The organism is Flavobacterium fluvii, from assembly GCF_900129545.1.
Lineage (GTDB): Bacteria > Bacteroidota > Bacteroidia > Flavobacteriales > Flavobacteriaceae > Flavobacterium > Flavobacterium fluvii.
In genome coordinates, this window is sequence record NZ_FQWB01000001.1 from 872,085 (window position 1) to 895,578 (window position 23,494).

A 23,494-nucleotide genomic window follows, 5' to 3' on the forward strand; every position below is an offset into this window, starting at 1 on the left:
TCACCATCGCATCCATTATTCTAAAACCGAATGCAGTTCTTTTCGGTATTGCGAAGCGCTTTTGCCCGTAAATTCTTGAAATGATTTATTGAAATAGCTGAAGTTGTTGAAACCACATTCGAAACAAACTTCGGTAATGCTTATGGGTTTTTCCGCCAATAGTTTGGAGGCGTGAACCAAACGGTATTCGTTGACAAACTTGGTAAACGTTTTTTTGGTTATTTTTTTGAAATAACGACAGAAAGAAGGCACCGTCATGCTGATTAATTCAGCCACTTCGTCAAGGGTGATTTGTTCCTGGAAATTATCTTTCACATAATTGAAGACCGTGTTTATTTTGTCATTATCCTGCATTTGCATTTCCATCGAAAATCCTTCGGCATTCAAAACCTTGAATTCGGTGGCTTCTTCCATTTCATTCAGGATAGAAAGCAATGTGAGCAATCTTTCAAACGGCAACTGGTTTGCCATAAGTTCTATTTTGGTTCCTATCCTTTTTTTGGTGGGACCAATAAATACCAGACCGGCTTTGGCTCGATTGAAAAGATGGTTGATGGATTTCATTTCTGCAATTCCAAAAAAATCAGTTCCAAGGAAGTTTGGCGGTATTTGTACCACCGTTTCTTTTTTGTTTCCCGTATTTTCATCCGTAAAACCGCAATGGGGAAGGTTGCTTCCTATAAGAATTACGAGGCCACTGGTAAAATAAGAGATATGGCTTCCCACTTGGCGTTTGCCTGCACCACCGTTTACATACACCAATTCGATTTCGGGGTGGTAATGCCAAAAATTGGCTTTGTTGTTTGAATTTCCTTCATATTGGGTAATAGAGAAGGAACTTCCGAACGAGGGTTCCACAATTTCTGGAGTAGGAAGTAACTTTTTCATCGTACTATGGATTTGGAATCAACACAAAATTAACCCAAAATAACACGCAATTATCTTTTTTAACCTTTAACGTTTTCGTAAAAGGTAAAATAGCATATAAATGAGAAAACAGGGTGTTGTTCTCCACTAAACTACTGCAATATCTTTGACTCAATAAACCATTATAAATTTAAAAACAACGATTATGAAAAAGATTTCAAAATTTGGTATAATGTTGGGAGTGACATTATTGACTATGAATTTGTATGCTGGTACTGCTGAATTTACATTGGATGTAAAAAAAGAGCAAGGAAAGAAGATGGTTACTTTTGCTTTGAACAAGATGAATAAAATTGATTTATCTATTTACGACGCAGAAGGGAAATTGATTAACTTTGAAAAGGTGGATTCTCAAAAGAATATTAATAGAACTTATGATTTGAGAGCTTTGCCGGAAGGAACTTATTTCTTGGAAGCGGAATCTGACATGAAAATTTCCAGATATGAAATTTCAGTTGTTGGAGAAACGGCTTCGTTATCGGCCAATCCAATTTCAGAGATTTACAAACCTACATTTGTAAACAAAAAAGGATTGATTCAATTAACTTTCTTGAACTTGGATAAATCTCCAGTAAATATTAAAGTTTACGACAAAGCGAACAACGAGGTTTATGATAGTGACGTAATCTTGGATCAAGACGTGAAAAAAGTTTTTGACATCAACAAAATCAATGATGAAGAGTACACTTTTGTGATGACTTACAAAGACAAGTCTTATTCAAAAACTTTTGCCAGCAATTAATTTAAGCCATTGGGATTAAAGAACAGCTCTACTTTTGGGGCTGTTTTTTTTTTATTCCAATAAGTTACCCAATATTTTGTCCATAACCCAACTGGTTTGTACGGAAGAAGAATCGGCAGAAGGATGCTCGCGATTACCCAAAAGATGTTCCCTGATTCTTTCCACGTGATGCAATTGCACGTTTTCTGGATGTTCGATGAAAAGTTCCGTTTCACCCTCTTCATTGGAAAGAATAATTGGGTCATTTTCGAAGATGGAAAAGCTTATTTTGCCTTTGCTTCCAGCGATTTCCACAACATCTTCTCGTTTATGGCTTCCAAAATTCCAGTTGCCGTTTCCAGTAATACCAGATTCGTGAAGCCAACAAGCCGTGATGGCGTCTTTGGCGGAATACAATCCTTGTTGGTTCAAGCTAAAACCTGAAACTTCTTTGATGTCTCCCAAAAGAAAGCAGAATAAATCCAAACCGTGACTCGCCAAATCATCAAAATAACCTCCAGGAGCTACTTTGGCATCGGTACGCCAATTGTATTCTCCCGACAAATCTTGGGCAGAAGCCGTTTTGGTCAAATTCCATCGAATAGATCTCACTTCTCCAATTTTATTGGTATCAAGCCAAGTTTTTATTTGTTCAAAACGAGGCAAGGTTCGTCGGTAATAAGCCGTGAACAGAGGAATATTTTTGGTTTTAAAAGCTTCGTAAATTTCGAGACTTTCTTGATAACTCGGCGCCAAAGGTTTTTCGATACAGCAAATTTTCCCGGCCGAAGCTACTTTTAGACCATAAAAATGATGCGTGTCCGGTGGAGTGGCAATATAAATGGCATCAATTTCAGGATCGTTGATTAACTCGTCTGCATCCGAATAATATTTACCGATGTGGTGTCTTTTGGCATAATCGGCAGCTTTCTCGGCATCTCTTCGCATTACGGCTTCGATTTTGAATCCTGCAGTTTTTTGATACGCTGGGCCGCTTTTTACTTCAGTGACATTGCCACATCCCAAGATTCCCCAGCGGATTATTTTTGTGTTTTCTGTGTTGTTTGCCATTTTATTCTGAATTTGTAAGTATGGAATATTTCTATCCGAGTTTATTTCAAACCAATAATATCATCAATTTTAAAAGTATTATTAACTTTTACAATTCGTAATTTTACACAAACAGTTTTGTTGTTAAAAGTGTTGAGATAACTGGTTTTATAGGTATTACTGTTTTTTTCTTTAGAAAATTTAATAGTTTTCAATAATGTTGGCTCAATATCTTGTGCGTCTAGAAAAGGATCAGAATCGAATTCTATTAACCCCATTTTTTTTAATAATTTTGAAGTACAGTATTTTTTCTTGATTAATTCTACTTTTTCATCATTAACAGGCATTTTATCACTTTCAGTAATATATTCTCTGTAGAAGTTTTTCAACATTTCAACTATTTCCTTGTCTGAAGAATTGTTTTCTTTTTGTTTTTCTTGTGAATATATTATGTTTGAAAAAAGGATTCCAAACATAAATATTACCATATAAATTTTTGTTTTCATAGGTGTGATTTTATTTTTTTTCAAAAAAGGTATTGATAACTATCGCCGTAAACATCCTCGCTCCCGCATCATTCATATGTCCGCAGGAAGAAAAATATTGATCGCCTTCTACGACATTTTCCAGATTGTGAATTTCGGGATAAATTTGGTTTGCTTTTTCAAAATAATCCATTCCTTTCACATTGGTACACATTGGCGTCATCACGGTAATTAGGTTGTAATTGTTTTGCTTGCAAATTTGTTTTATTTCCTCGTAATATTTGTTGCGAATGGGTTTCAAAGCTCTAATGTCATTCTTCATGTTTCCGGGTTTGTGACCCAAAGGATGATAGCCCAAATGGTCCAAAATATTCGTGGGTGTGCCTATTGTAGTATTGTAGATTTCTCGGAAACCAATCAGTGCATCAAAATCGATATAACGGTAAAAAGGGATATAATACAATTCATTAAAGTTCTCCTGACCAGAAAAATGATTCTTGATGATTTCAGAATGATGGATGTAAGGCAGGAATTTCGCAGCAATTGCTTCGGATTCTTTTTCGTTGCAAAGACCCAAATCGGCTTCCAGAATAACGGTTTTGATTTTATAATTGCGTTCCGCCATTAATTTCAACATAAGGGAAGCTTCGAATAAATGGGCGCCACTCATTCCATAATTGAAGGTTTTCAGTCCTTTCTTTTCAAATAATTCGGGTACAAAATGATTGTTGGCTCTCGATGAACCCAAGATTATGATGTCATAATTTCTGGCTTTGGAATTGAACACGTTTTCCACTTTTCCACGATTGGAAGAATGTAAATAAACAGTCGTGTAAGCCCAGTCCAGTACTACTAAAAGTACTAGAATCGTGAGCAGAATTTTGGCAACTAATGTTATAAATTTTGTCATTAGAATTGAAAATATATAAATTCTTTATAATCGGCATACGTTCCCAAAGCGATAATTGCCAAGAGACAAAAACTCATTTTTAGCCAGCTGTATTTTCCTGAAATGGGTTCTATTTTGAATCGGCTGTTCCATTCCACTACAACAAAAACAAGAACCAATAATAGTAATTCGTAACTGTAACGTTGGTTTTGGAGGAATTGTGAAGTAAAAGTTCCGTCTGTAAAAATTTTACCAATATAATCGAAAGCAATGTGGATGGTGTTTGCCCTGAAAAAAATCCAGGCTAGGCACGATAGGGAGAAAGTGGCAAGAATGCTAAAGAACACTTTTATGGAGTTGAAATCCCAATGCAGTTCAGCCGTTTCAATGTTATTTCGGTTTGTTCCCAATAGCAATGAAGGCAAGAAATACATCGCATTAATAAATCCCCAAGCCACGAAAGTCCAATTGGCTCCGTGCCAAAAACCACTTACCACAAATATGATGAATACATTGCGGACTTGTTTGAGTTTGCTTCCACGGCTTCCGCCAAGAGGAATGTACAAATAATCCCGAAACCAGGATGACAACGATATGTGCCAGCGACGCCAGAATTCGGCAATATCTCGGGAGAAATAAGGATAATTGAAATTACGCAACAAGTCTAAACCGAACAATTTGGACATTCCCAAAGCCATATCCGAATAGCCTGAAAAGTCGCCATAAATCTGGAAAGCAAAATACACTGCCCCCAAAATTAAAGACAAGGAGTTCATTGAAGTGTAATTGTCAAAAATGGCATTGGCATAAGTAGCACAAGTGTCGGCAACGACTACTTTTTTAACCAATCCCCAAATGATTTGGTAAACACCTTCTTTGGCTTTTTCGAAATCGAAGCTTCTTTTTAGTTTTATTTCGGGTAATAAATGCGTGGCTCTTTCGATAGGACCAGCCACCAAAAGCGGAAAATAGCTCACAAACAAAGCGTAATCAATCACATTTTTCTCGGAGTTTATTCTTTTGTAATAAATGTCAATTACATACGACAAACCGTGAAAAGTATAAAAAGAAATCCCGACAGGGAGAATCACGTTCAGCAAAAGCGGACTGGACGGTAATCCAATGTTGCTTAATGCATCGGCCAATGAAACGGCGAAAAAATTATAGTATTTGAAGATTGCCAAGAAACCAATATTGGCCGTAAGGCTGGACCAAAACCAAAATTTACGGTCTCTTTCTTTGGTGCTTTTTTCTATTTGGATTCCCGTGAAATAACAAATTAAGGTAGAAAAAAGCAATAAAAACAAGAAACGCCAATCCCAACAAGAATAAAAATAGTAACTCACCACAATCAGAAATGCGTTTTGCGAGCTTTTAGTTTTACTAAAAACAAACCAATAGAGTAGAAAAACTATGGGTAGAAAAACAGCAAATGTTAGCGAGTTAAAAAACATGTTTTAGTTATATAATATATTTTATAATGAAGACAAAAACCATCACGCTTTTGGCAGGATGGTTTATTATCTTATATTTTAAAAAAAATACCGCAGATTCTCAGATTTAAAATTTATTAAAAATCTGCGAATCTGCGGTTAAATTATTTTGTAATCATACTGACTTTATCCCAATAAATCCAATACAGCAGAAGGGAACAAACCTAAAACGATATTCAAAAGAATGGAAACAACGGCTACTGCATAAAACACGAAAGGAGTTTTGGCAACTGCTTCATTCGGCTCTTTGCTGTACATCGCCAAAATCAATTTGAAATAATAACCCACACTGATGATGGAGTTGATTACCGCTGCAATTACAACCACTAAATGGCCTGCTTCAATGGTTTGATTGAACAAAACCATTTTGGCAAAAAATCCGGCAAAGATTGGTATTCCAGCCATCGAAAGCAAAGCAGCCGTAAGAACTGCAGCCATCAATGGATTGTTTTTTCCTAATCCGTTGAAGTTTTCGATGTTTTCGTTATCCTTGTTTTTGCAAACGTATAAAATCACGGCAAAAGCAGCAATTCCAGACAATGAATAAGCCGAAGCATAATACAACAAACTTCCTGCCGAAGTACTGATGCTCAACAAAGCCATCAACATAAAACCTGCATGAGAAATTCCGGAGAAAGCCAACATACGTTTTACATTGGTTTGTTTCAACGCCATTATGTTTCCAACAGTCATCGAAGCAATTGAAAGTACAACAATGATGTTGATAAAGGCTGTCGAAATATATTCATTTGTGTCAATATTCATGGCAGACAATAGTTTGTAAAGCGTTGCCATGGCAACCACTTTTACCAAAGTACTCATTGTGGCAGTTGTTAAAGCGGGTGAACCTTCGTAAACGTCAGGTGCCCAAAAATGAAAAGGAACTGCCGCAATTTTGAAAAGCATTCCAATGGTAACCAATGAAATTCCTATTGGAAACCAAATAGGCAATTCGGCGGAACGCGACCAATCACTAATTTCGGCAATGTCAAAAGATCCCATGGCACCGTAAATAAGGCAAATTCCAAATAATATAATTCCCGAAGCAAAAGAACCCATCAAGAAGTATTTCATTCCAGCTTCGTTGCTTTTTAAATTCATTCTGTTGCTTGCGGCAAGCACATAAAGCGAAATAGACAAAATTTCGATTCCAAGGAAAAACATGGCCAAGTTTCCGAAAGAAACCATGGCAACTGCTCCAGCCAGCATAAATACTTTGATGGCGATAAAATCGGAGATTTTGGTTGGATGATCTTCGTAGAAATCGTGTGCCAAAGCCACCAATAAAATAGTAAGAACAATGAACAATGATGAAAACACAGTCGAGAATTTACTGACCACAATCATGTTATTGTAATAACTTTCCGGTAAATTGAATTCTGATACGGTTAATCCAAGTATGGCCAATAATCCAATAATCGTTATTGGAACGATGGCTTTTCTAAAATTTAAAATTTCAAATAAAAGGCATAAAACACCTAATCCTGTTATAGCTATTAATGTATTCATTTTTTATTTGACTTAGTTAAATCTATTTACTTGAGTTAAAATATTTTCGAGACTTGGCGTAATCAAGTCAATAATAGGTTTTGGATACAAACCAAAGAAGAACAAAACAGCGATGATAATTACCAATGTCAATCCTTCGTTGAAAGTTACGTCTGCAAATATTCTGGCATTGGTTTCACCCAACATCACGTGTTGAAACATTTTCAACATATAGTAAGCGCCCAAGATTATGGTTGTTCCTCCAAGAATGGCATACCAAATGTTCACTTGAGAAAGGCTGTACAATACCGTGAATTCTCCAATAAAGTTGAATGTCGAAGGCAAGGCAACAGATGCCAAAACCAAGATCATGAACATGGAAGTAAATTTTGGTGATTGTGCACGAATACCACCCATTTCGGCAATGGCACGAGTTTCATATCTTCTGAAAATAATTTCGGCCACGAAAAACAAACCAACCACAACGAAACCGTGTGCTATCATTTGTAAAACCGCACCACGCAATCCGTCAAGGGTTAAAGTATAAGCTCCGGCAGCTATTAATCCGACGTGGGCCAAGGAAGAATACGCCAATAATTTTTTCAAATCTTTTTGTCTCAATGCCACGATGGAACCATAAATCACGCCTGCAATTCCGAGTCCAATAAATACGTACATAAATTCTTTTGCAGCCATTGGAGCGATAGGCAATTGCCAACGAATAACGCTGTACAATCCCATTTTCAGCATGATTCCAGAAAGTAACATTGTTCCAACAGTAGGAGCTTTTTGGTACACTTCTGCCTGCCAAGTATGAAAAGGAATCAAAGGAATCTTGATGGCATAAGCCAAGAAGAAAGCCAAGAATATCCAGAATTGTTCTGTTGCGGATAAATCAGTTTGGCTCAATTCACGGATTAAAAAACTGCCTGTTTTTTGATACAAATAAATAAAAGCAACCAACATGAACAGGGAACCGGCAAGGGTGTAAATAAAGAATTTCACCACTGCTTTTTTACGTTCTTCGGCATCTCCATTACCCCAAATCAAGGCGATAAAGTATATTGGAATCAAGGACAACTCCCAGAAAATGTAGTATAAAATTCCATCAGAGGCCAAGAAAGTTCCAGCCATTGCAAAGGTCATGAACAAGATTAAAGCATAAAAAGCTTTACTGTTTTTATAGGTATTTCCAAAAGAAGAAAATATAATGATAGGAGTCAAAGCCGTTGTCAGCAAAAGCATTGCCAAAGCAAGACCGTCTGCGTGCAAAGCAAAATAGATTTTTGGTTTGGCTATCCAAAGGGTTACATAGTTTATTTCGTTTGCTAAATTGTATTGGCTCAATAAACAGATAGAACCAGCAAAAGCAGCCAATCCAAAAAGCAAGGCCACTTTAGGAGCCCATTTATCGCCCGAAAAATAAGTAGCCAATGCGCCAACTAATAGTATAATTAATATATGAGTTACATCCATTAGGTAAAAATTATTATAAAAATAAATAAGTTAATATGGCACAAACGCCTAAAACAAATGCGAAAAGATATAATCCAACACTTCCGTTGTGGACTTTTTTTCCTTGTAAAGCGATTTCATTAGTCACTTTTCCTAATCCGAAAACGAGTGCAGACAAAGTTGTTTCCACTGCATCTCTAAAGAAACTGGAAAGCACGTTTACTGGTTTCACGAAAATAGCATCGTAAGCCTCGTCAACGTAATATTTGTTGTATAAAACTTTGGACAAGCCGGTAATTTCAGCATCTTCACTTGGAATAGTATTGTCTTTCAAGTATTTCTTGTAAGCAATACCAATTCCGATAATGGCGCCAATTGTAGCAATTGCCATCAATGCATATTCGGTAGTTCCCAATGTGTGTTCTTCGTGGGACACTTTCGAAAATAAAGGTGCTAAATACTCATTCAACCAACTGTGTCCCGGTAAACTGATGATTCCACCAAAGAAGGAAAAAATAGCCAAAATGATTAAAGGCACAGTGATTAAACTTGGGCTTTCGTGTAAATGATGTTTTTGTTCTTCAGTTCCCCTGAACGAGTTGAAGAAGGTCAAATATATTAATCTAAACATATAGAAAGCGGTCATTATCGAAGCAATCGAACCAATTACCCATAAAACAATATTGTGGTGAAATGCGGTCATCAAGATTTCGTCTTTTGACCAAAATCCTGCCAACGGAAAAATACCCGCAATCGCCAATGAAGCAATCAACATGGTGATGAAAGTAATCGGCATGGTTTTTTTCAAACCACCCATTTTGCGCATATCTTGTTCGCCATGCAAACCGTGAATCACGGAACCTGAACCCAAGAACAAACAAGCTTTGAAGAAAGCGTGCGTGATTACGTGGAAAACGGCCACTTCATAAGCACCAAATCCTAAAGCCAGGAACATTAATCCCAATTGTGAAACGGTCGAATAAGCCAAAACTTTTTTAATGTCATTTTGAACCAAGGCAATTGTGGCGGCAACCAAAGCGGTAACGGCACCTACAATTGCAATAATATTTTGAACACTCGGTGCCATGTCAAACAAGAAGTTCAATCTTGTAAGCATAAAAATCCCTGCAGTAACCATCGTTGCAGCGTGAATCAATGCCGAAACAGGCGTTGGTCCAGCCATCGCATCAGGCAACCAAGTATATAACGGAATTTGTGCCGATTTTCCACAAGCTCCAATAAACAGGGCTAAAGCGGCAAGTGCTATCCATAAATCATTGATATCATCAATAGTGGTAATTATGGTTTTTAGGGAGGTAAAATCCAAGGTGTTGAATAGAGAACCAACAATAAAAATTCCAATCAAGAATCCTAAATCTCCAATTCGGTTCATGATGAAAGCTTTTTTGGCAGCATCATTGAAATCTTGGTTTTTATACCAAAAACCAATCAACAAATAGGAGCAAAGTCCCACGCCTTCCCAACCGATGAACATCATTAGCAAGTTGCTTCCCATTACCAAAGTAATCATGAAGAAAATGAAGAGGTTCAAGTAAGCAAAAAACGAATGAATTTTTTCGTCATCGTGCATGTAACTGATGGAATACAAATGGATCAAAGAACCAATTCCAGTGACGAACAACAACCAAAGGATTGATAATTGGTCTAAAAGAAAACCAAATTTCACGTTGAAACGTTCTATGGTAATCCAATCGAATAAATTAACGACAACAGGTTCTTTGCCTGCATTTCCAAATAAGTACAAAGTGATTGCAAAAGAAACCACGACGGAAAGTGTTCCCACAATTCCCACGACGCTTTTACCGGCTTTTTTACCCAGGAAAACATTAAATAAAAACCCTAAAAAAGGAGCTAATAGTAAGACTAAAACTAAACTTGTATCCATTGAAGATTATCCTTTTAAATTTTTTAAATTCCCAACATCAATTGTGTCCATATTCCTGAATATTGAAACTAAAATAGCCAATCCTACTGCTACTTCCGCAGCTGCAACAGCCATCGAGAAGAATACGAAAACTTGTCCTTGTGCATCTTGATGATAGGTAGAAAACGCCACAAACAATAGGTTGACAGCATTCAACATTATTTCAATTGACATAAATACGATGATGGCATTTCGTCTGTACAATACTCCAAAAACGCCAATACAAAAAAGTATTACGCTCAGAAATATATAATTTTCGATACCAATTTGATTCAAAATATTATTCATGTTATTTCGTTGTTTTTTCTTTTTTAGACAATAAAACCGCTCCAATCATCGCCACCAAAAGCAATACCGAAGCAAATTCAAAAGGCACCATATATTCGTTCAGCAGTACTTTACCCAATACTTTTATGGATTGGTAATCTTCGCCAGTTGTGGTGTATTCGCCAACGATTGGTTTAGAGTTGATAAACATGGCTATTAAAACTAGGCACATCAAACAAAAAGTAACAATAGCCCCTAAACGCGTAATCCTGGGTTTATACACTTCGTTTTCTTTGTTTAAATTCATCAACATGATAGTGAAGACGATCAAAATCATGATCGCTCCTATGTAAACTATCAAGTTTACCATTGCCAAGAATTGGGAATTCAACAACAAATAGTGTCCCGTAATCGAGGTAAAACAAATCAATAAATAGATGGCACTGTGCATTGGCTTTCTACTATAAATCGTCATAAATGCTGTAAACAAAGTAATAACAGCCAGGACACAAAATATAATTTGTATCGGTGTTGCATTTGCAAAATCTGGTATACGTATCATTTAGTTAACAGTTTTAAGTTGATTGTTTTTCATTGCAATGTCCAAAGGCATTACCAATTTATCTTTACCAAAAATAAAATCTTCCCTGTCGTAATTTGCTGGAACCAATTCTTTGGAAATCGTCAAATAAATGGCGTCTTTTGGGCAGGCTTCCTCGCACAATCCACAAAAGATGCAACGCAACATATTGATTTCGTATATCTCGGCGTATTTTTCTTCACGGTACAAATGCATCTCGTCAGCCTTGCGTTCTGCCGCCTTCATCGTGATGGCCTCGGCAGGACAGGACAAAGCACACAACCCGCAGGCAGTACAGTTTTCGCGACCCAGTTCGTCACGTTTCAACATGTGTTGACCACGATAGACCTCACTTCTTTCGCGTACTTGTTCTGGATATTGAATCGTGGCTTTTTTTCGGAATAAATGCTTGAGAGTAATCCACAAGCCCTTGAATATGGCTATAAGATACATTCGCTCAAGAAAAGTCATCTCCTTGTTGGAGACCACCTTTTTTCTTCCGGAAAGTGATATTTCTTGTATTGACATTTTTATTTTTTTTTTGAAGCTTAATCCTGCTATCCGCTGTATCTTTTATTTTTTAAAGGAAAAAATAAAAGGATGCCGCTGCTATCAGGGCTAGGGCGTTTGTTGTCCTAAATTAAAATCCTAAATATGTTGCTATTTCTCCTCTTAAAATTACAATTCCAGTAATCATGATATTTACAATGGACAATGGAATCAATATTCTCCATCCCAAATGCATCAATTGATCGTATCTAAATCTTGGAATAGTCCAGCGAACCCACATATAAAAGAAGATAAAACCACATAGTTTTGCAAACAGGGCTGCAATTCCAAAAACATTGGCAATGTTCACTCCCCAATTTTCGACAACCCAACTCATGCCTGGATAATTATATCCACCGAAGAACAAAACCGCCAAAATAGTTGATGAAATAAACATGTTGGCATATTCAGCAAATAAGTAGAATCCCATTTTCATCGATGAATATTCGGTATGGTAACCACCAATTAATTCGGTTTCACATTCTGCCAAGTCAAAAGGAGTCCTGTTGGTTTCTGCAAAGGCACAAATCAAAAAGATTAGAAAAGATAAAGGTTGATAGAAAACATTCCAGTTCATTCCAGCTTGTTGGGCAGAAATTTCTTTTAAACTCAAAGTTCCTGTCATCATCAACAAAGCCACAATCGACAATCCCATGGCAACTTCATAAGAAACCATTTGCGATGCAGCACGAATGGCTCCCATCAACGAGAATTTATTGTTTGAAGCCCATCCACCAATCATGATCCCATAAACTCCAACGGAAACAATACCAAAAACATATAATATTGCCACATCGATATCGGTAGCCTGCAGTAAAATATCTCTTCCAAAAAGATGGAATCGATCACCCCAAGGAATAACGGCACTGGTCATCAAAGCGGTGGCCATTGCAATTCCGGGTCCTACAAAAAACAAAAATCTATTGGGAGTGTTAGGCTCAAATTCTTCTTTTGAAAATAGTTTTAATCCATCGGCAAGCGGTTGAAACAATCCTCCCCAACCAGCGCGGTTTGGACCAACCCTGTCTTGAAGAAAGGCGGCTACTTTTCTTTCAGCCCAAGTGGAATACATGGCCATTACCATTGTTATGGCAAACACCACAATAATTACAACGCTTTTTTCTATAATAAAGGCACTATCCATTTTTGGTAGAATTTACTGGGTTACCATCTATTTTTTCGTTGTAATCAATCTCGGCCATACTTATTTTTTTCCTGTCTACTTCTCTTCCCAAAAGGATAGTTTCTTCAGTGTTGATGACTACTGTTTCCAATTTTTTGACATAATTATTTTGGTTGATGACAGAGTCTTTTTCAAAAGCTCTTGGTCCTTCAATTACCCAGTCATTAACATCTTTATGGTCAAAACGACAACCGTTGCAGATAAACTCCTCCACTTCGTGAAACTCGTCTTTTCTTCCTGTAACTCTTTGAATTTCGTTACCAAACATCCAAACGGTAGTTTTTCCGGAACAAGTAGGGCAATCTCTGTGTGCATCATAAGGCTTGTTGAACCAAACTCTCGATTTGAATCGGAAAGTTTTGTCAGTTAAAGCACCAACAGGACACACATCAATCATGTTTCCTGAAAACTCGTTATCGATAGCTTTTGAAATACAAGTAGAAATGTTAGAATGATCGCCTCTGTCCATCACACCGTGTACTCGGTTATCGGTCAATTGGTCGGCAACCATCACGCAACGATAGCAAAGAATGCAACGATTCATGTGCAGTTGAATATTCGGACCAATATCTTCCGGTTCGAAAGTTCTTTTTTCTTCAATAAAACGGCTCTCCGATTTTCCGTGTTCGAAACTTAAATTCTGCAAATCACATTCTCCTGCCTGATCACAAACCGGGCAATCCAAAGGGTGGTTGATCAACAAGAATTCCGTCACCGATTTTCTTGCTTCCTGCACTCTTGGCGAAGATTTGCTGTTTATCTCCATTCCATCTTGACAACCTGTTACACAAGAAGCCATTAATTTAGGCATTGGTCTTGGGTCGGCTTCACTTCCTTTGGCTACTTCAACCAAACAACAACGGCATTTTCCACCGCTTCCTTTTAGTTTAGAATGGTAGCACATTGCTGGAGGAACTACCTCTCCACCAATCATTCGGGCTGCTTGCAGGATAGTTGTTCCTGGTTCTACCTCAATCGCTTGACCGTCTATGGTTACTTTCATCGTAGTAAATTCTTGACTTTATACTGTTAATTTAGAAACTAAATGCTTCACACTTTCAAAAGGCTCAGCAACAAAATGGTCTCTGTTTTTTATTTTTTCCGGGAAACGAATATGGTATTCAAATTCTTCTCTAAAGTGACGAATAGCCGCTGCCACTGGCCAGGCTGCTGCATCACCCAAAGGACAAATCGTGTTTCCTTCAATCTTGCTTTGAATGCTCAAAAGCAAATCGATATCTTCTTCACGACCGTGACCGTTTTCAATTCTATGCAATACTTTTTCCATCCAACCCGTTCCTTCACGGCAAGGGGAACATTGTCCACAGCTTTCGTGGTGGTAAAAACGAGAGAAATTCCAAGTGTTTCTTACTATACAAGATGTGTCATCGTAAACGATAAATCCTCCTGAACCCAGCATCGAACCAGTTGCAAAACCACCGTCGCTCAAACTTTCGTAAGTCATCAAACGGTCTTCGCCATTGGCTGTTTTGTAAATTAAATGAGCTGGCAACACAGGAACAGATGATCCTCCGGGAATAAAGGCTTTCAAAGGTCTGTCAGAACTCATTCCTCCTAAATATTCGTCAGAATTCATAAATTCGTAAACAGTAATTCCCATTTCAATTTCATAAACTCCCGGATTTTTGATATGTCCTGAAGCCGAAATTAATTTGGTTCCTGTAGATCTTCCAACACCAATTTTAGCATAATCAGCACCTGAATTATTTACAATCCAAGGCACGGCTGCAATAGTTTCCACATTGTTTACCACAGTTGGATTTGCCCAAAGCCCTGATACTGCAGGGAATGGTGGCTTGATACGAGGATTTCCTCTTTTTCCTTCCAATGATTCAATTAATGCGGTTTCTTCTCCACAGATGTAAGCTCCACCACCGATTTGTACATAAAGTTCCAAATCGTATCCGCTTCCCAATATATTTTTTCCTAACCAACCCGCTGCTTTTGCTTCGGCGATGGCGCGTTCCAAGATTTTGTAAATCCACATATATTCTCCACGAATATAGATGTAAGACAGGTTAGCGCCCAAGGCATAACTGGAAGTAATCATTCCTTCAATCAATAAATGAGGAATGTATTCCATCAAATAACGATCCTTGAAAGTTCCTGGCTCTGATTCGTCAGCGTTGCAAACCAAATGTCTTGGTTTTCCTGATTTTTTGTCAATAAAACTCCATTTCATTCCTGCTGGGAAACCTGCTCCACCACGACCTCTCAATCCGGAAGTTTTCACTTCTTCAACCACTTCGTCGGGTGTCAACGTTTTCAAGGCTTTTTCCACGGAAGCATAACCACCGTTTTGGCGATACACTTCATAGGTCTTGATTCCCGGAATATTTACTTTGTCTAATAATATTTTTTGTGACATATTATTTATCGTGTAACGTAATTTTATTATCTCTACAATCAGCAATAATCTGATCTACTTTTTCTTTGGTCAAATGTTCTTTGTAAGAATCACCCAATTGCATCATTGGAGCATAACCACAAGCGCCCAAACATTCAACGCCTCTTACTTCAAAAAGTCCGTCTGCCGTGGTTTCGCCTACTTTAACGCCTAATTTTTCACAGGTATAATCCATTAAATCTTCAACGCCATTCAAACAGCAAGGGGAAGTTTGGCAAAATTCGAACATGTATTTCCCGATTGGTCTTTGGTTGAACATCGAGTAGAATGAAACGACTTCATAAACCTCTATCGGTTTGATTTGAAGAATTTCGGCCACTTTGTCCATCAATTCAAAACTCAACCAATTGTCGTGGGCATCTTGAACTTCGTGTAAAACAGGCAACAAAGCCGATTTTTGCTTTCCTTCAGGATAGTGACTGATTAATTCATTGATGCGAGTCATCAACGAGTCAGTTATATTTATTTCTTGTTTGTAATGTGTTCTTTCCATTCTATCATTTTAGATTTAGATTTTGGATTTTGGATTTTTCAATCTGCATTCTGAAATCTGTATTCTGCAATCTTTTTTAAGCGTCTAATTCTCCGGCAATAACATTTAAACTTGACAAAATAACAATCGCATCCGAAAGCATTGCTCCTTTTATCATTTCGGGATAAGCCTGGTAATAAATAAAACAAGGTCTGCGGAAGTGTAATCTGTACGGGGTTCTGCTTCCGTCGGTTACCAAATAAAATCCTAATTCTCCGTTTCCGCCTTCAACAGCGTGATATACTTCGGCAACCGGAACAGGAATTTCTCCCATTACAATCTTGAAATGGTAAATCAAGGATTCCATGTCGTTGTAAACATCTTCTTTTGGAGGCAGATAATATTCAGGAACATCAGCGTGAAATACATTTCCTTCCGGCATCTTGTCCAATGCTTGACGAATGATGCTCAAACTTTCCCAAACTTCGGCGTTACGAACACAAAAACGGTCGTAAGTGTCCCCTGATTTTCCAACAGGAACTATGAAATCAAAATCTTCATAAGAGGAGTAAGGATGTGCCACACGAACGTCGTAATCAACTCCGGCAGCACGTAAATTTGGACCTGTAAATCCGTAAGCCATCGCCATTTCGGCAGTAATTGGACCAACGTTTACAGTTCTGTCAATAAAAATTCTGTTTCTTTCGAACAAGTTTTCAAATTCTTTCCAGGCAACCGGGAAATCTTTCAAAAACACTTCCAATAATTCAAAGGCTTTTGGAGACCAATCTCTTTCGAAACCGCCTAATCTTCCCATATTGGTTGTCAAACGAGCACCACAAATTTCTTCGTAGATTTCGTAGACTTTCTCCCTGAATTGAAAAACATACAAGAAACCGGTATAGGCACCGGTATCCACGCCAAGAATCGAATTACAGATGATGTGATCCGTGATTCTGGCCAATTCCATTGCAATAACTCTCAAGTATTGAACTCTTTTTGGAACTTCAATATCCAATAATTTTTCCAAAGTCATCCACCATCCCATATTATTGATGGGAGAAGAACAGTAGTTCATTCGGTCAGTAAGTGGCGTGATTTGATAAAAAGGACGGTTTTCGGCAATTTTCTCAAAAGCTCTGTGAATATAACCGATTGTAGGTTCTGCATCGAGAATTTTTTCTCCATCCATCAACAAGACATTTTGGAAAATACCGTGTGTCGCTGGATGTGTTGGGCCTAAATTCAGGATCGAAAGCTCGCTTCCGTCTTCATTCAGCTTGTTTTTCATGATCTCGGCATATCGATGCTCTGGTGGTAATAATAGTTCTGACATTTATGGAATGTGAAAAATTATATAATGTTTTTCTATTTGTTTGACTGTGTTCTTCCGAAGAATCGGTCGTCTTTGTCTGTTCTTCCGCCGTCTTCCAACGGGAATTCTTTTCGCATTGGAAAAGAAACCATTTCATCCATGTTCAAAATACGTTTCAACTGTGGATGGCCAATAAAATTGATGCCGTAAAAATCCCAAGTTTCCCTTTCCATCCAATTTGCGCAAGGAAAGATGGTTGTCAAGGTTTTTATTTCTGGGTTTTCACCATTGATAAAAGCTTTTATTTTAATCCGTTTGTTTTCATACCAATTGTGCATATGATAAACCACGGCAAATTGTCTTTCCAATACGTTGTCGGGATAATGAATTCCGCATAAATCGGTCAGGAAATTAAAACGTAATGTTGGGTCGTTTTTCAAAAAAAGAATAACTGCGGTAATTTTGTCGGCTGCTATTTCAAATGAAAATATGTCTTTTTCTTGATTGAAATGGAAAACGCTTTCGCCAAATGTTTCCACTAATTTATCTTGAATTTGTGTCGTTTCTAAGCTCATTGTCTTATTTTATGTTATAAGAAGCTAATAATTCCTGATATTCTGGAGAACTTCTTCTTCTTACAGATTCGCTTTTTACCAAATCTTGCAATCTCATTACGCCATCCACGATTTGTTCCGGCCTTGGTGGACAACCTGGAACATAAACGTCAACCGGAATTACTTTGTCAATTCCCTGTAAAACAGAATAAGTGTCAAAAACACCACCGGATGAAGCACAAGCACCAACGGCAATTACCCAACGAGGTTCTGCCATTTGTTCGTAAACTTGACGTAAAATAGGTCCCATTTTTTTTGAAATAGTTCCCATAACCAGCAACATGTCGGCTTGACGTGGAGAAAAACTCACGCGTTCAGAACCAAAACGTGCCAAATCATAATGTGAAGCCATTGTTGCCATAAATTCAATTCCGCAACAAGAAGTGGCAAATGGCAATGGCCAAAGTGAATTGGCACGGGCCAATCCCACAACATCATTCAGCGTTGTGGCAAAATATCCTTCGCCTGAAACGCCTTCTGGAGGGGCAACCATTTTTATATTTGAATCACTCATCTCTATATTAGATTTTTGGATATACGATATTGGATTTTTATAATTATTAAAAACCTTTATCGGTTTAAAGCATTAATTAATTTGAGAAATTGTAAATCATAATTCCTCAATGATAAAATTTTATTCCCATTCCAATGCTTTCTTTTTGATGATGTAGAAGAATCCCACCAACAATAAAAGCATAAAGATGACCATTTTAATTAATCCTTCCACTCCCAAGTCTTTGAAGTTGATTGCCCAAGGATAAAGAAATATAACCTCGACGTCAAACAATACAAAAAGTATGGCAACCAGAAAGTATTTTACAGAAAATGGAATTCGGGCGTTACCCAAAGATTCAATACCACATTCAAAATTTTCGTCTTTGACGGCTGATGATCTTTTAGGGCCTAATTTGCCTGAAATCATAATTGTTCCCGCTACAAATCCAATGGCTAAAAGTGCCTGCATTAGTATTGGAAAATAATCTAATTGATTCGATTGCATAATGAAAATTTGTTTAATCTAAATAAGATGCAAAGATAGGTTTCGAGTATGTAAAACACAAGTTTAAAACGAAATTTAGATGAAATATAAGCAAATTTGTTATAAATTTAAGAATGCTTTTTCGAGGAAGATGTTTTCTTGGATTTTGGAGTTAAAATGGAGTTAAAATGTTGTTTTGTATTAAAACAAAAAAAGCGTTTCGATTAATATCGAAACGCTTTAAACATTCGTAGGCAAAAAAATGAATTTTAATGCTTAGATAACTGCTACTTTCGCAGCAACTTTCCCTTTTCTTCCTTCTTCTTCTTCATAGCTTACTCTGTCACCTTCACGAAGTTCTTCCGCGTTGATTCCTGATGCATGAACAAAAATGTCTTTTCCTGTTTCTTCGTCTGTAATGAATCCGTAACCTTTTGATTCATTGAAAAATTTAACTGTACCTGTACGCATTGTAATTGTAATAATAATTTATAATGAGGCAAATGTAATATTTAATATAATACGAAAGATAATATTACAGAAAATTTTATTAAAATAATTGATTGCCAACGTTTTCTGACGATTTTTATCGACGAACTACAATAAATCTAGTTTTATGTGCAATTCGTTTAATTGTAATTCGTCAATTGTCGATGGTGCGTCAATCATGACATCCCTGCCTGAATTGTTTTTCGGGAACGCGATAAAATCACGAATGGTTTCTTGTCCGCCAAGGATTGCCACCAATCTGTCCAATCCAAAAGCCAATCCTCCGTGTGGTGGTGCGCCAAATTGGAAGGCGTCCATCAAGAATCCGAATTGTTCTTTGGCTTGTTCTGGCGTGAAACCTAAATATTTAAACATCAATTGTTGGGTTGCTTTGTCGTGAATACGAATCGAACCACCCCCAATTTCGTTTCCGTTCAAAACCATGTCATAGGCATTGGCGCGAACTTTTCCTGGTTCGGTTTCCAATAAAGCCATATCTTCCGGTTTTGGGGAGGTAAACGGATGGTGCATAGCGTGATAACGACCGCTTTCTTCGTCTAATTCCAATAAAGGGAAATCAACTACCCATAATGGAGCAAATTCCGCCGGGTTTCTCAATCCCAAACGAGTCGCCAGTTCCATTCTCAAAGCAGAAAGTTGTGTTCTCGTTTTATCGGCCGGTCCTGAAAGCACAAAAATCATGTCGCCGGATTTTGCACCGGTTGTTTTTGCCCAATTGGTTAAATCGTCCTGATCGTAGAATTTATCAACCGATGATTTGAATGTTCCGTCTTCGTTGCATTTCACGTAAACCATTCCGCTGGCACCAATTTGTGGACGTTTCATCCAATCAATCAAACCATCAATTTCTTTACGGGTGTAGTTTCCTGCTCCCGGAACTGCAATTCCCACAACCAATTCTGCAGCGTTGAAAACTGGAAATTCTTTGTGTTGTGCAAATTCGTTCAACTCGCCAAATTCCATTCCGAAACGAATGTCCGGTTTGTCATTTCCATAGGTTTTCATCGCATAATCGTATGTGATGCGAGGAAATTTATCTACTTCAATTCCTTTTATTTCTTTCAATAAATGACGAGTCAATCCTTCAAAAACATTCAAAATATCTTCTTGTTCCACAAATGCCATTTCGCAATCGATTTGTGTAAACTCAGGTTGACGGTCGGCACGTAAATCTTCGTCACGGAAACATTTAACGATTTGAAAATATTTGTCCATTCCACCAACCATCAACAATTGTTTGAAAGTTTGTGGCGATTGTGGCAAAGCATAAAATTGTCCTGCGTTCATTCTCGAAGGAACAACAAAATCTCTGGCACCTTCCGGAGTGGATTTGATTAAGTAAGGCGTTTCTACTTCGCAGAAATCTAAATCTGAAAGGTATTTACGAACTTCCATCGCTACTTTGTGACGGAAAAGCAAACTGTTTTTTACCGGATTTCTGCGAATATCCAGGTAACGGTATTTCATTCGAATGTCTTCGCCACCATCGGTTTCATCTTCAATTGTGAAAGGAGGCGTAAGGGCAGCATTCAATATTGTCATTTCGGTAACCAAAATTTCGATATCGCCAGTTGCCATATTAGCATTTTTGGCTTCACGCTCAATAACGGTTCCTTTGGCCTGAATCACGAATTCACGACCCAAGGTTTTGGCCAATTCGAAAACGGTTTTATCGGTACGACTTTCGTCGAAAATTAATTGGGTAACTCCGTAACGGTCGCGTAAATCGACCCAATTCATAAATCCTTTGTCTCTTGATTTCTGAACCCAACCGGCTAACGTTACTTCGGTATTGATGTGTGAGGCGTTCAATTCGCCACAATTATGACTTCTATACATTGAAAATAATTTTTAGAGTGCAAAAGTAAAAACAAAAAACAACTTAATCCCTAAAACGACGAAACTTCGTTGTAAATAATGCCGTAAATAATTGTTAATCTTTGTTTTTCTTCAAAAAAATAAAGTAGTTTTGGGTAACAAAATCAAAAATCTCGTTTTATGAAAAAAATATTTTTAATTGCCATACTGTTTGTTTGTTCCAATGCCAGCTTTGGACAAAAGGTAAATTACGTAACGTTTCAGGCTGAAATCGCCAACAGGAACAATGATTTTATAACCATTACCACATTAAACGGCCAATTACTGAAAAAGATTGAATTGAACAAAAAAGGAATTTTCAAGGACACTTTGAAGATAAAAGAAGGGAAGTATCGAATGAACGATGGTATGGAAACTACAGAATTGTATCTTAAAAACGGTTATTCCATTAAATTGAAAATGGATGCCAAACAATTTGACGAATCCATAGTTTACACAGGAACTGGAGCATTGGAGAATAATGTGTTGGCCAAAAGAATTCTTCAGGACGAGCAGTATTTCAACACGGATTTTATGGCATTGGACGAAGCTGCTTTTGAAAATTTCAAGAACAAGAAACGCGAACTGGATTTGGGATTGTTGAAGGACAAAAAGCTGAATGCGAATTTTGTTGCGATGGAAAAAGCCAATATGGAAAGCAATTTAAAAGGTCTTAATGATTATTACCAAAAGACCAAAAATTTGAATAAACTCAACAATACGGTTTCTCCGTCATTTGATTATGAAAACCACAAAGGAGGAAAGACAAAACTTGAAGATTTTAGGGGGAAATACGTGTATATCGATGTTTGGGCAACTTGGTGTGGGCCGTGTCGTGCCGAAATTCCTTTTTTGAAAAAAACGGAAGAAATGTATCACGACAAAAACATTGTCTTTGTCAGCATTTCTGTTGACGTTGACAAAGACCACGACAAATGGAAAAATTTTGTTGCCGAAAAGCAATTGGGAGGCGTTCAACTTTTTGCGGACAAAAACTGGTATTCCGATTTTATTACAAGTTATGGCATCAACAGCATTCCGAGATTTATCTTGATTCATCCAAATGGAACTGTGGTGAAAGCGAATGCCTCAAGGCCATCCTCTACCCAATTGAAAGAAGAGTTGGACAAACTATTAAATTAAGGAGATAGAAGTGAAAATTGGCAGAAAATATTTTTCGGTTTAAAATTAATTTTTTACATTTACAGTACAACAAAGACGCTCTCGATTACAGAAATTAGATCAAATGTTTAGAAGATAAACAACTAAATCTGGATATTAAATTGTTAATATAGCGTCCTATAAAAAAATCGGCTGTCGCAAATTTTTGCAACAGCCGATTTTGATTTTTAACCAGGTTTAAATTTGGTAATCTACTGAAAAATAGTTGGTAAATAGTCGAATTATTTTTCCCCATAAATTACAATTGCGCTGGAGTCAATTATGATATTTCCATCGGGATATTTCTCCGCCAATGCCTGATACACTTCTGATTTTATTTTTTCTTTCATGGCATCATCTGCTTGGCTAAGTGCCGCAACAAAAGGTGCCGCCACTTCAGTCATCATGTTCCAATACACATCGGCTGTTCCACTGTTTAATTTGCCGGCCACTTCTTTTTCGGAAGTATTTTTTAAGCCAGCTTGTTGAAACAAACCTCGAATCAAACCTTCCTTGGCACATCGAAACATTCCCGGGGCTTCAGGCGATGGTGGGGACAATTGCATATTTCTATTGATGGTACCGCCAATTGCGGTCACCCAGAAATTTTTCTCGGGACCATTCCAAACTGCTACCGCAATTCTGCCTCCCGGTTTCAGTACACGAACCATTTCTTTGGTTGCCAAAAGCATGTCCGGAAAAAACATGAAACCAAAACGGCAACTTATGGCATCAAAGGTATTGTCGGCAAAGGGAAGTTCGCAAACGTCGCAAGCGCGAGTTTCAATATTCTTGATTCCTCTTTCTTTTGCATATTCCTTGGTAATTTCAAGCATTTTTTCCGAAAGGTCGGTGATGACAACCATTCCTCCTTTAGAGGCAATTGTAAATCCCGGCTCTCCTGTTCCACCAGCAATATCCAACACAAAATCGGTATTTTTTGGATTTATCGATCTAACAATTTCATCACCCACAGGTTTTAAAAATTCCATCATTAACTTGTCCCATTTTTTCCATCCCGGAGAAAATTTGTCCCAGGATGCTTTTTGCAGTTCGCGAATTTCTTCAAGTTGTGTTTCCATTTTGATTTCAATTTGATTTACTACGTTAAATTTTATCAGTGTAG

General features: G+C 37.5%; 24 protein-coding genes. 2 read left to right on the forward strand and 22 right to left on the reverse strand.

The window, feature by feature from the left end; translation table 11 throughout:
• Positions 1–15 precede the first annotated feature (15 nt).
• On the reverse strand, positions 16–888 hold the full coding sequence (locus BUC16_RS03635) for an AraC family transcriptional regulator (protein ID WP_073368003.1): 873 nt from the start codon (positions 886–888) through the stop codon (positions 16–18).
• A gap of 184 nt (positions 889–1,072) precedes the next feature.
• Here BUC16_RS03635 and BUC16_RS03640 point away from each other — a divergent pair, with 184 nt between their 5' ends.
• Complete coding sequence (locus BUC16_RS03640; protein ID WP_073368005.1) at positions 1,073–1,669, forward strand: T9SS type A sorting domain-containing protein; 597 nt, start codon at positions 1,073–1,075, stop codon at positions 1,667–1,669.
• Positions 1,670–1,720: 51 nt separating this feature from the next.
• Here the strand turns inward: BUC16_RS03640 and BUC16_RS03645 are convergent, their stop codons facing one another.
• From BUC16_RS03645 to aspS, 20 genes are all read right to left on the reverse strand, one after another.
• On the reverse strand, positions 1,721–2,719 hold the full coding sequence (locus BUC16_RS03645; protein WP_073368006.1) for a Gfo/Idh/MocA family protein: 999 nt from the start codon (positions 2,717–2,719) through the stop codon (positions 1,721–1,723).
• A 41-nt stretch (positions 2,720–2,760) separates the two neighbouring features.
• Positions 2,761–3,204 carry a YqhG/Tai3 family protein gene (locus BUC16_RS03650; protein WP_141226070.1) on the reverse strand — a complete coding sequence of 148 codons (444 nt, stop codon included), beginning with the start codon at positions 3,202–3,204 and terminating at the stop codon, positions 2,761–2,763.
• 10 nt (positions 3,205–3,214) lie between these two features.
• Positions 3,215–4,093, reverse strand: coding sequence for a hypothetical protein (locus BUC16_RS03655; protein WP_073368009.1), 879 nt, complete (start codon positions 4,091–4,093; stop codon positions 3,215–3,217).
• The gene (locus BUC16_RS03660) at positions 4,093–5,526 is read right to left on the reverse strand and encodes an MBOAT family O-acyltransferase (RefSeq protein ID WP_073368011.1); all 1,434 of its coding nucleotides are present in this window, start codon (positions 5,524–5,526) and stop codon (positions 4,093–4,095) included. Before BUC16_RS03660 ends, BUC16_RS03655 begins: the two co-directional genes overlap by 1 nt.
• A 165-nt stretch (positions 5,527–5,691) precedes the next feature.
• The gene (locus BUC16_RS03665) at positions 5,692–7,074 is read right to left on the reverse strand and encodes an NADH-quinone oxidoreductase subunit N (RefSeq protein ID WP_073368012.1); all 1,383 of its coding nucleotides are present in this window, start codon (positions 7,072–7,074) and stop codon (positions 5,692–5,694) included.
• Positions 7,075–7,086: 12 nt separating this feature from the next.
• On the reverse strand, positions 7,087–8,529 hold the full coding sequence (locus tag BUC16_RS03670) for a complex I subunit 4 family protein (RefSeq protein ID WP_073368014.1): 1,443 nt from the start codon (positions 8,527–8,529) through the stop codon (positions 7,087–7,089).
• 13 nt (positions 8,530–8,542) lie between these two features.
• Entirely contained in the window at positions 8,543–10,414 is a 1,872-nt protein-coding gene (gene nuoL, locus BUC16_RS03675) for an NADH-quinone oxidoreductase subunit L (protein WP_073368016.1), read from the reverse strand.
• A gap of 6 nt (positions 10,415–10,420) precedes the next feature.
• Positions 10,421–10,741 carry an NADH-quinone oxidoreductase subunit NuoK gene (nuoK, locus tag BUC16_RS03680; RefSeq protein ID WP_073368017.1) on the reverse strand — a complete coding sequence of 107 codons (321 nt, stop codon included), beginning with the start codon at positions 10,739–10,741 and terminating at the stop codon, positions 10,421–10,423.
• Position 10,742: 1 nt separating this feature from the next.
• Positions 10,743–11,282, reverse strand: a complete 540-nt coding sequence (locus BUC16_RS03685) for an NADH-quinone oxidoreductase subunit J family protein (RefSeq protein ID WP_073368019.1) — start codon at positions 11,280–11,282, stop codon at positions 10,743–10,745.
• Positions 11,283–11,828: a NuoI/complex I 23 kDa subunit family protein gene (locus tag BUC16_RS03690; RefSeq protein ID WP_073368021.1), complete on the reverse strand. Its 546-nt coding sequence runs from the start codon at positions 11,826–11,828 to the stop codon at positions 11,283–11,285.
• A 112-nt stretch (positions 11,829–11,940) separates the two neighbouring features.
• Positions 11,941–12,993: an NADH-quinone oxidoreductase subunit NuoH gene (nuoH, locus tag BUC16_RS03695; protein WP_073368022.1), complete on the reverse strand. Its 1,053-nt coding sequence runs from the start codon at positions 12,991–12,993 to the stop codon at positions 11,941–11,943.
• Complete coding sequence (locus BUC16_RS03700; protein WP_073368023.1) at positions 12,986–14,035, reverse strand: NADH-quinone oxidoreductase subunit G; 1,050 nt, start codon at positions 14,033–14,035, stop codon at positions 12,986–12,988. Before BUC16_RS03700 ends, nuoH begins: the two co-directional genes overlap by 8 nt.
• An 18-nt stretch (positions 14,036–14,053) precedes the next feature.
• On the reverse strand, positions 14,054–15,421 hold the full coding sequence (gene nuoF, locus BUC16_RS03705) for an NADH-quinone oxidoreductase subunit NuoF (protein ID WP_073368025.1): 1,368 nt from the start codon (positions 15,419–15,421) through the stop codon (positions 14,054–14,056).
• Position 15,422: 1 nt separating this feature from the next.
• Positions 15,423–15,953: a complex I 24 kDa subunit family protein gene (locus BUC16_RS03710; protein ID WP_073368026.1), complete on the reverse strand. Its 531-nt coding sequence runs from the start codon at positions 15,951–15,953 to the stop codon at positions 15,423–15,425.
• A gap of 76 nt (positions 15,954–16,029) precedes the next feature.
• Positions 16,030–17,268, reverse strand: coding sequence for an NADH-quinone oxidoreductase subunit D (locus tag BUC16_RS03715; protein ID WP_073368028.1), 1,239 nt, complete (start codon positions 17,266–17,268; stop codon positions 16,030–16,032).
• Between the two features lie 32 nt (positions 17,269–17,300).
• Positions 17,301–17,822 carry an NADH-quinone oxidoreductase subunit C gene (locus BUC16_RS03720; protein ID WP_073368030.1) on the reverse strand — a complete coding sequence of 174 codons (522 nt, stop codon included), beginning with the start codon at positions 17,820–17,822 and terminating at the stop codon, positions 17,301–17,303.
• Positions 17,823–17,826: 4 nt separating this feature from the next.
• Positions 17,827–18,375 carry an NADH-quinone oxidoreductase subunit B gene (locus BUC16_RS03725; protein WP_073368031.1) on the reverse strand — a complete coding sequence of 183 codons (549 nt, stop codon included), beginning with the start codon at positions 18,373–18,375 and terminating at the stop codon, positions 17,827–17,829.
• 120 nt (positions 18,376–18,495) lie between these two features.
• The gene (locus tag BUC16_RS03730) at positions 18,496–18,861 is read right to left on the reverse strand and encodes an NADH-quinone oxidoreductase subunit A (RefSeq protein WP_073368033.1); all 366 of its coding nucleotides are present in this window, start codon (positions 18,859–18,861) and stop codon (positions 18,496–18,498) included.
• Positions 18,862–19,116: 255 nt separating this feature from the next.
• On the reverse strand, positions 19,117–19,311 hold the full coding sequence (locus BUC16_RS03735) for a cold-shock protein (RefSeq protein WP_007137066.1): 195 nt from the start codon (positions 19,309–19,311) through the stop codon (positions 19,117–19,119).
• Between the two features lie 126 nt (positions 19,312–19,437).
• Entirely contained in the window at positions 19,438–21,189 is a 1,752-nt protein-coding gene (gene aspS / locus BUC16_RS03740; protein WP_073368034.1) for an aspartate--tRNA ligase, read from the reverse strand.
• 159 nt (positions 21,190–21,348) lie between these two features.
• Here aspS and BUC16_RS03745 point away from each other — a divergent pair, with 159 nt between their 5' ends.
• Positions 21,349–22,350: a TlpA family protein disulfide reductase gene (locus tag BUC16_RS03745; RefSeq protein ID WP_073368036.1), complete on the forward strand. Its 1,002-nt coding sequence runs from the start codon at positions 21,349–21,351 to the stop codon at positions 22,348–22,350.
• A gap of 260 nt (positions 22,351–22,610) precedes the next feature.
• Here the strand turns inward: BUC16_RS03745 and BUC16_RS03750 are convergent, their stop codons facing one another.
• Complete coding sequence (locus BUC16_RS03750) at positions 22,611–23,450, reverse strand: class I SAM-dependent methyltransferase (RefSeq protein WP_073368037.1); 840 nt, start codon at positions 23,448–23,450, stop codon at positions 22,611–22,613.
• Positions 23,451–23,494 lie beyond the last annotated feature (44 nt).

What these genes read in the sequence shown, in the direction of transcription:
- BUC16_RS03640 (WP_073368005.1), top strand. Translation starts at nt 1,073, where the DNA reads ATGAAAAAGATTTCAAAATTTGGTATAATGTTGGGAGTGACATTATTG.
- nuoH (WP_073368022.1), bottom strand. Translation starts at nt 12,993, where the DNA reads ATGGATAGTGCCTTTATTATAGAAAAAAGCGTTGTAATTATTGTGGTG.
- BUC16_RS03635 (WP_073368003.1), bottom strand. Translation starts at nt 888, where the DNA reads ATGAAAAAGTTACTTCCTACTCCAGAAATTGTGGAACCCTCGTTCGGA.
- BUC16_RS03685 (WP_073368019.1), bottom strand. Translation starts at nt 11,282, where the DNA reads ATGATACGTATACCAGATTTTGCAAATGCAACACCGATACAAATTATA.
- BUC16_RS03750 (WP_073368037.1), bottom strand. Translation starts at nt 23,450, where the DNA reads ATGGAAACACAACTTGAAGAAATTCGCGAACTGCAAAAAGCATCCTGG.
- BUC16_RS03715 (WP_073368028.1), bottom strand. Translation starts at nt 17,268, where the DNA reads ATGTCAGAACTATTATTACCACCAGAGCATCGATATGCCGAGATCATG.
- BUC16_RS03650 (WP_141226070.1), bottom strand. Translation starts at nt 3,204, where the DNA reads ATGAAAACAAAAATTTATATGGTAATATTTATGTTTGGAATCCTTTTT.
- BUC16_RS03670 (WP_073368014.1), bottom strand. Translation starts at nt 8,529, where the DNA reads ATGGATGTAACTCATATATTAATTATACTATTAGTTGGCGCATTGGCT.
- BUC16_RS03745 (WP_073368036.1), top strand. Translation starts at nt 21,349, where the DNA reads ATGAAAAAAATATTTTTAATTGCCATACTGTTTGTTTGTTCCAATGCC.
- BUC16_RS03735 (WP_007137066.1), bottom strand. Translation starts at nt 19,311, where the DNA reads ATGCGTACAGGTACAGTTAAATTTTTCAATGAATCAAAAGGTTACGGA.
- BUC16_RS03700 (WP_073368023.1), bottom strand. Translation starts at nt 14,035, where the DNA reads ATGAAAGTAACCATAGACGGTCAAGCGATTGAGGTAGAACCAGGAACA.
- BUC16_RS03720 (WP_073368030.1), bottom strand. Translation starts at nt 17,822, where the DNA reads ATGAGCTTAGAAACGACACAAATTCAAGATAAATTAGTGGAAACATTT.
- BUC16_RS03655 (WP_073368009.1), bottom strand. Translation starts at nt 4,093, where the DNA reads ATGACAAAATTTATAACATTAGTTGCCAAAATTCTGCTCACGATTCTA.
- BUC16_RS03645 (WP_073368006.1), bottom strand. Translation starts at nt 2,719, where the DNA reads ATGGCAAACAACACAGAAAACACAAAAATAATCCGCTGGGGAATCTTG.
- BUC16_RS03725 (WP_073368031.1), bottom strand. Translation starts at nt 18,375, where the DNA reads ATGAGTGATTCAAATATAAAAATGGTTGCCCCTCCAGAAGGCGTTTCA.
- aspS (WP_073368034.1), bottom strand. Translation starts at nt 21,189, where the DNA reads ATGTATAGAAGTCATAATTGTGGCGAATTGAACGCCTCACACATCAAT.
- BUC16_RS03660 (WP_073368011.1), bottom strand. Translation starts at nt 5,526, where the DNA reads ATGTTTTTTAACTCGCTAACATTTGCTGTTTTTCTACCCATAGTTTTT.
- BUC16_RS03665 (WP_073368012.1), bottom strand. Translation starts at nt 7,074, where the DNA reads ATGAATACATTAATAGCTATAACAGGATTAGGTGTTTTATGCCTTTTA.
- nuoK (WP_073368017.1), bottom strand. Translation starts at nt 10,741, where the DNA reads ATGAATAATATTTTGAATCAAATTGGTATCGAAAATTATATATTTCTG.
- nuoF (WP_073368025.1), bottom strand. Translation starts at nt 15,421, where the DNA reads ATGTCACAAAAAATATTATTAGACAAAGTAAATATTCCGGGAATCAAG.
- nuoL (WP_073368016.1), bottom strand. Translation starts at nt 10,414, where the DNA reads ATGGATACAAGTTTAGTTTTAGTCTTACTATTAGCTCCTTTTTTAGGG.
- BUC16_RS03730 (WP_073368033.1), bottom strand. Translation starts at nt 18,861, where the DNA reads ATGCAATCGAATCAATTAGATTATTTTCCAATACTAATGCAGGCACTT.
- BUC16_RS03710 (WP_073368026.1), bottom strand. Translation starts at nt 15,953, where the DNA reads ATGGAAAGAACACATTACAAACAAGAAATAAATATAACTGACTCGTTG.
- BUC16_RS03690 (WP_073368021.1), bottom strand. Translation starts at nt 11,828, where the DNA reads ATGTCAATACAAGAAATATCACTTTCCGGAAGAAAAAAGGTGGTCTCC.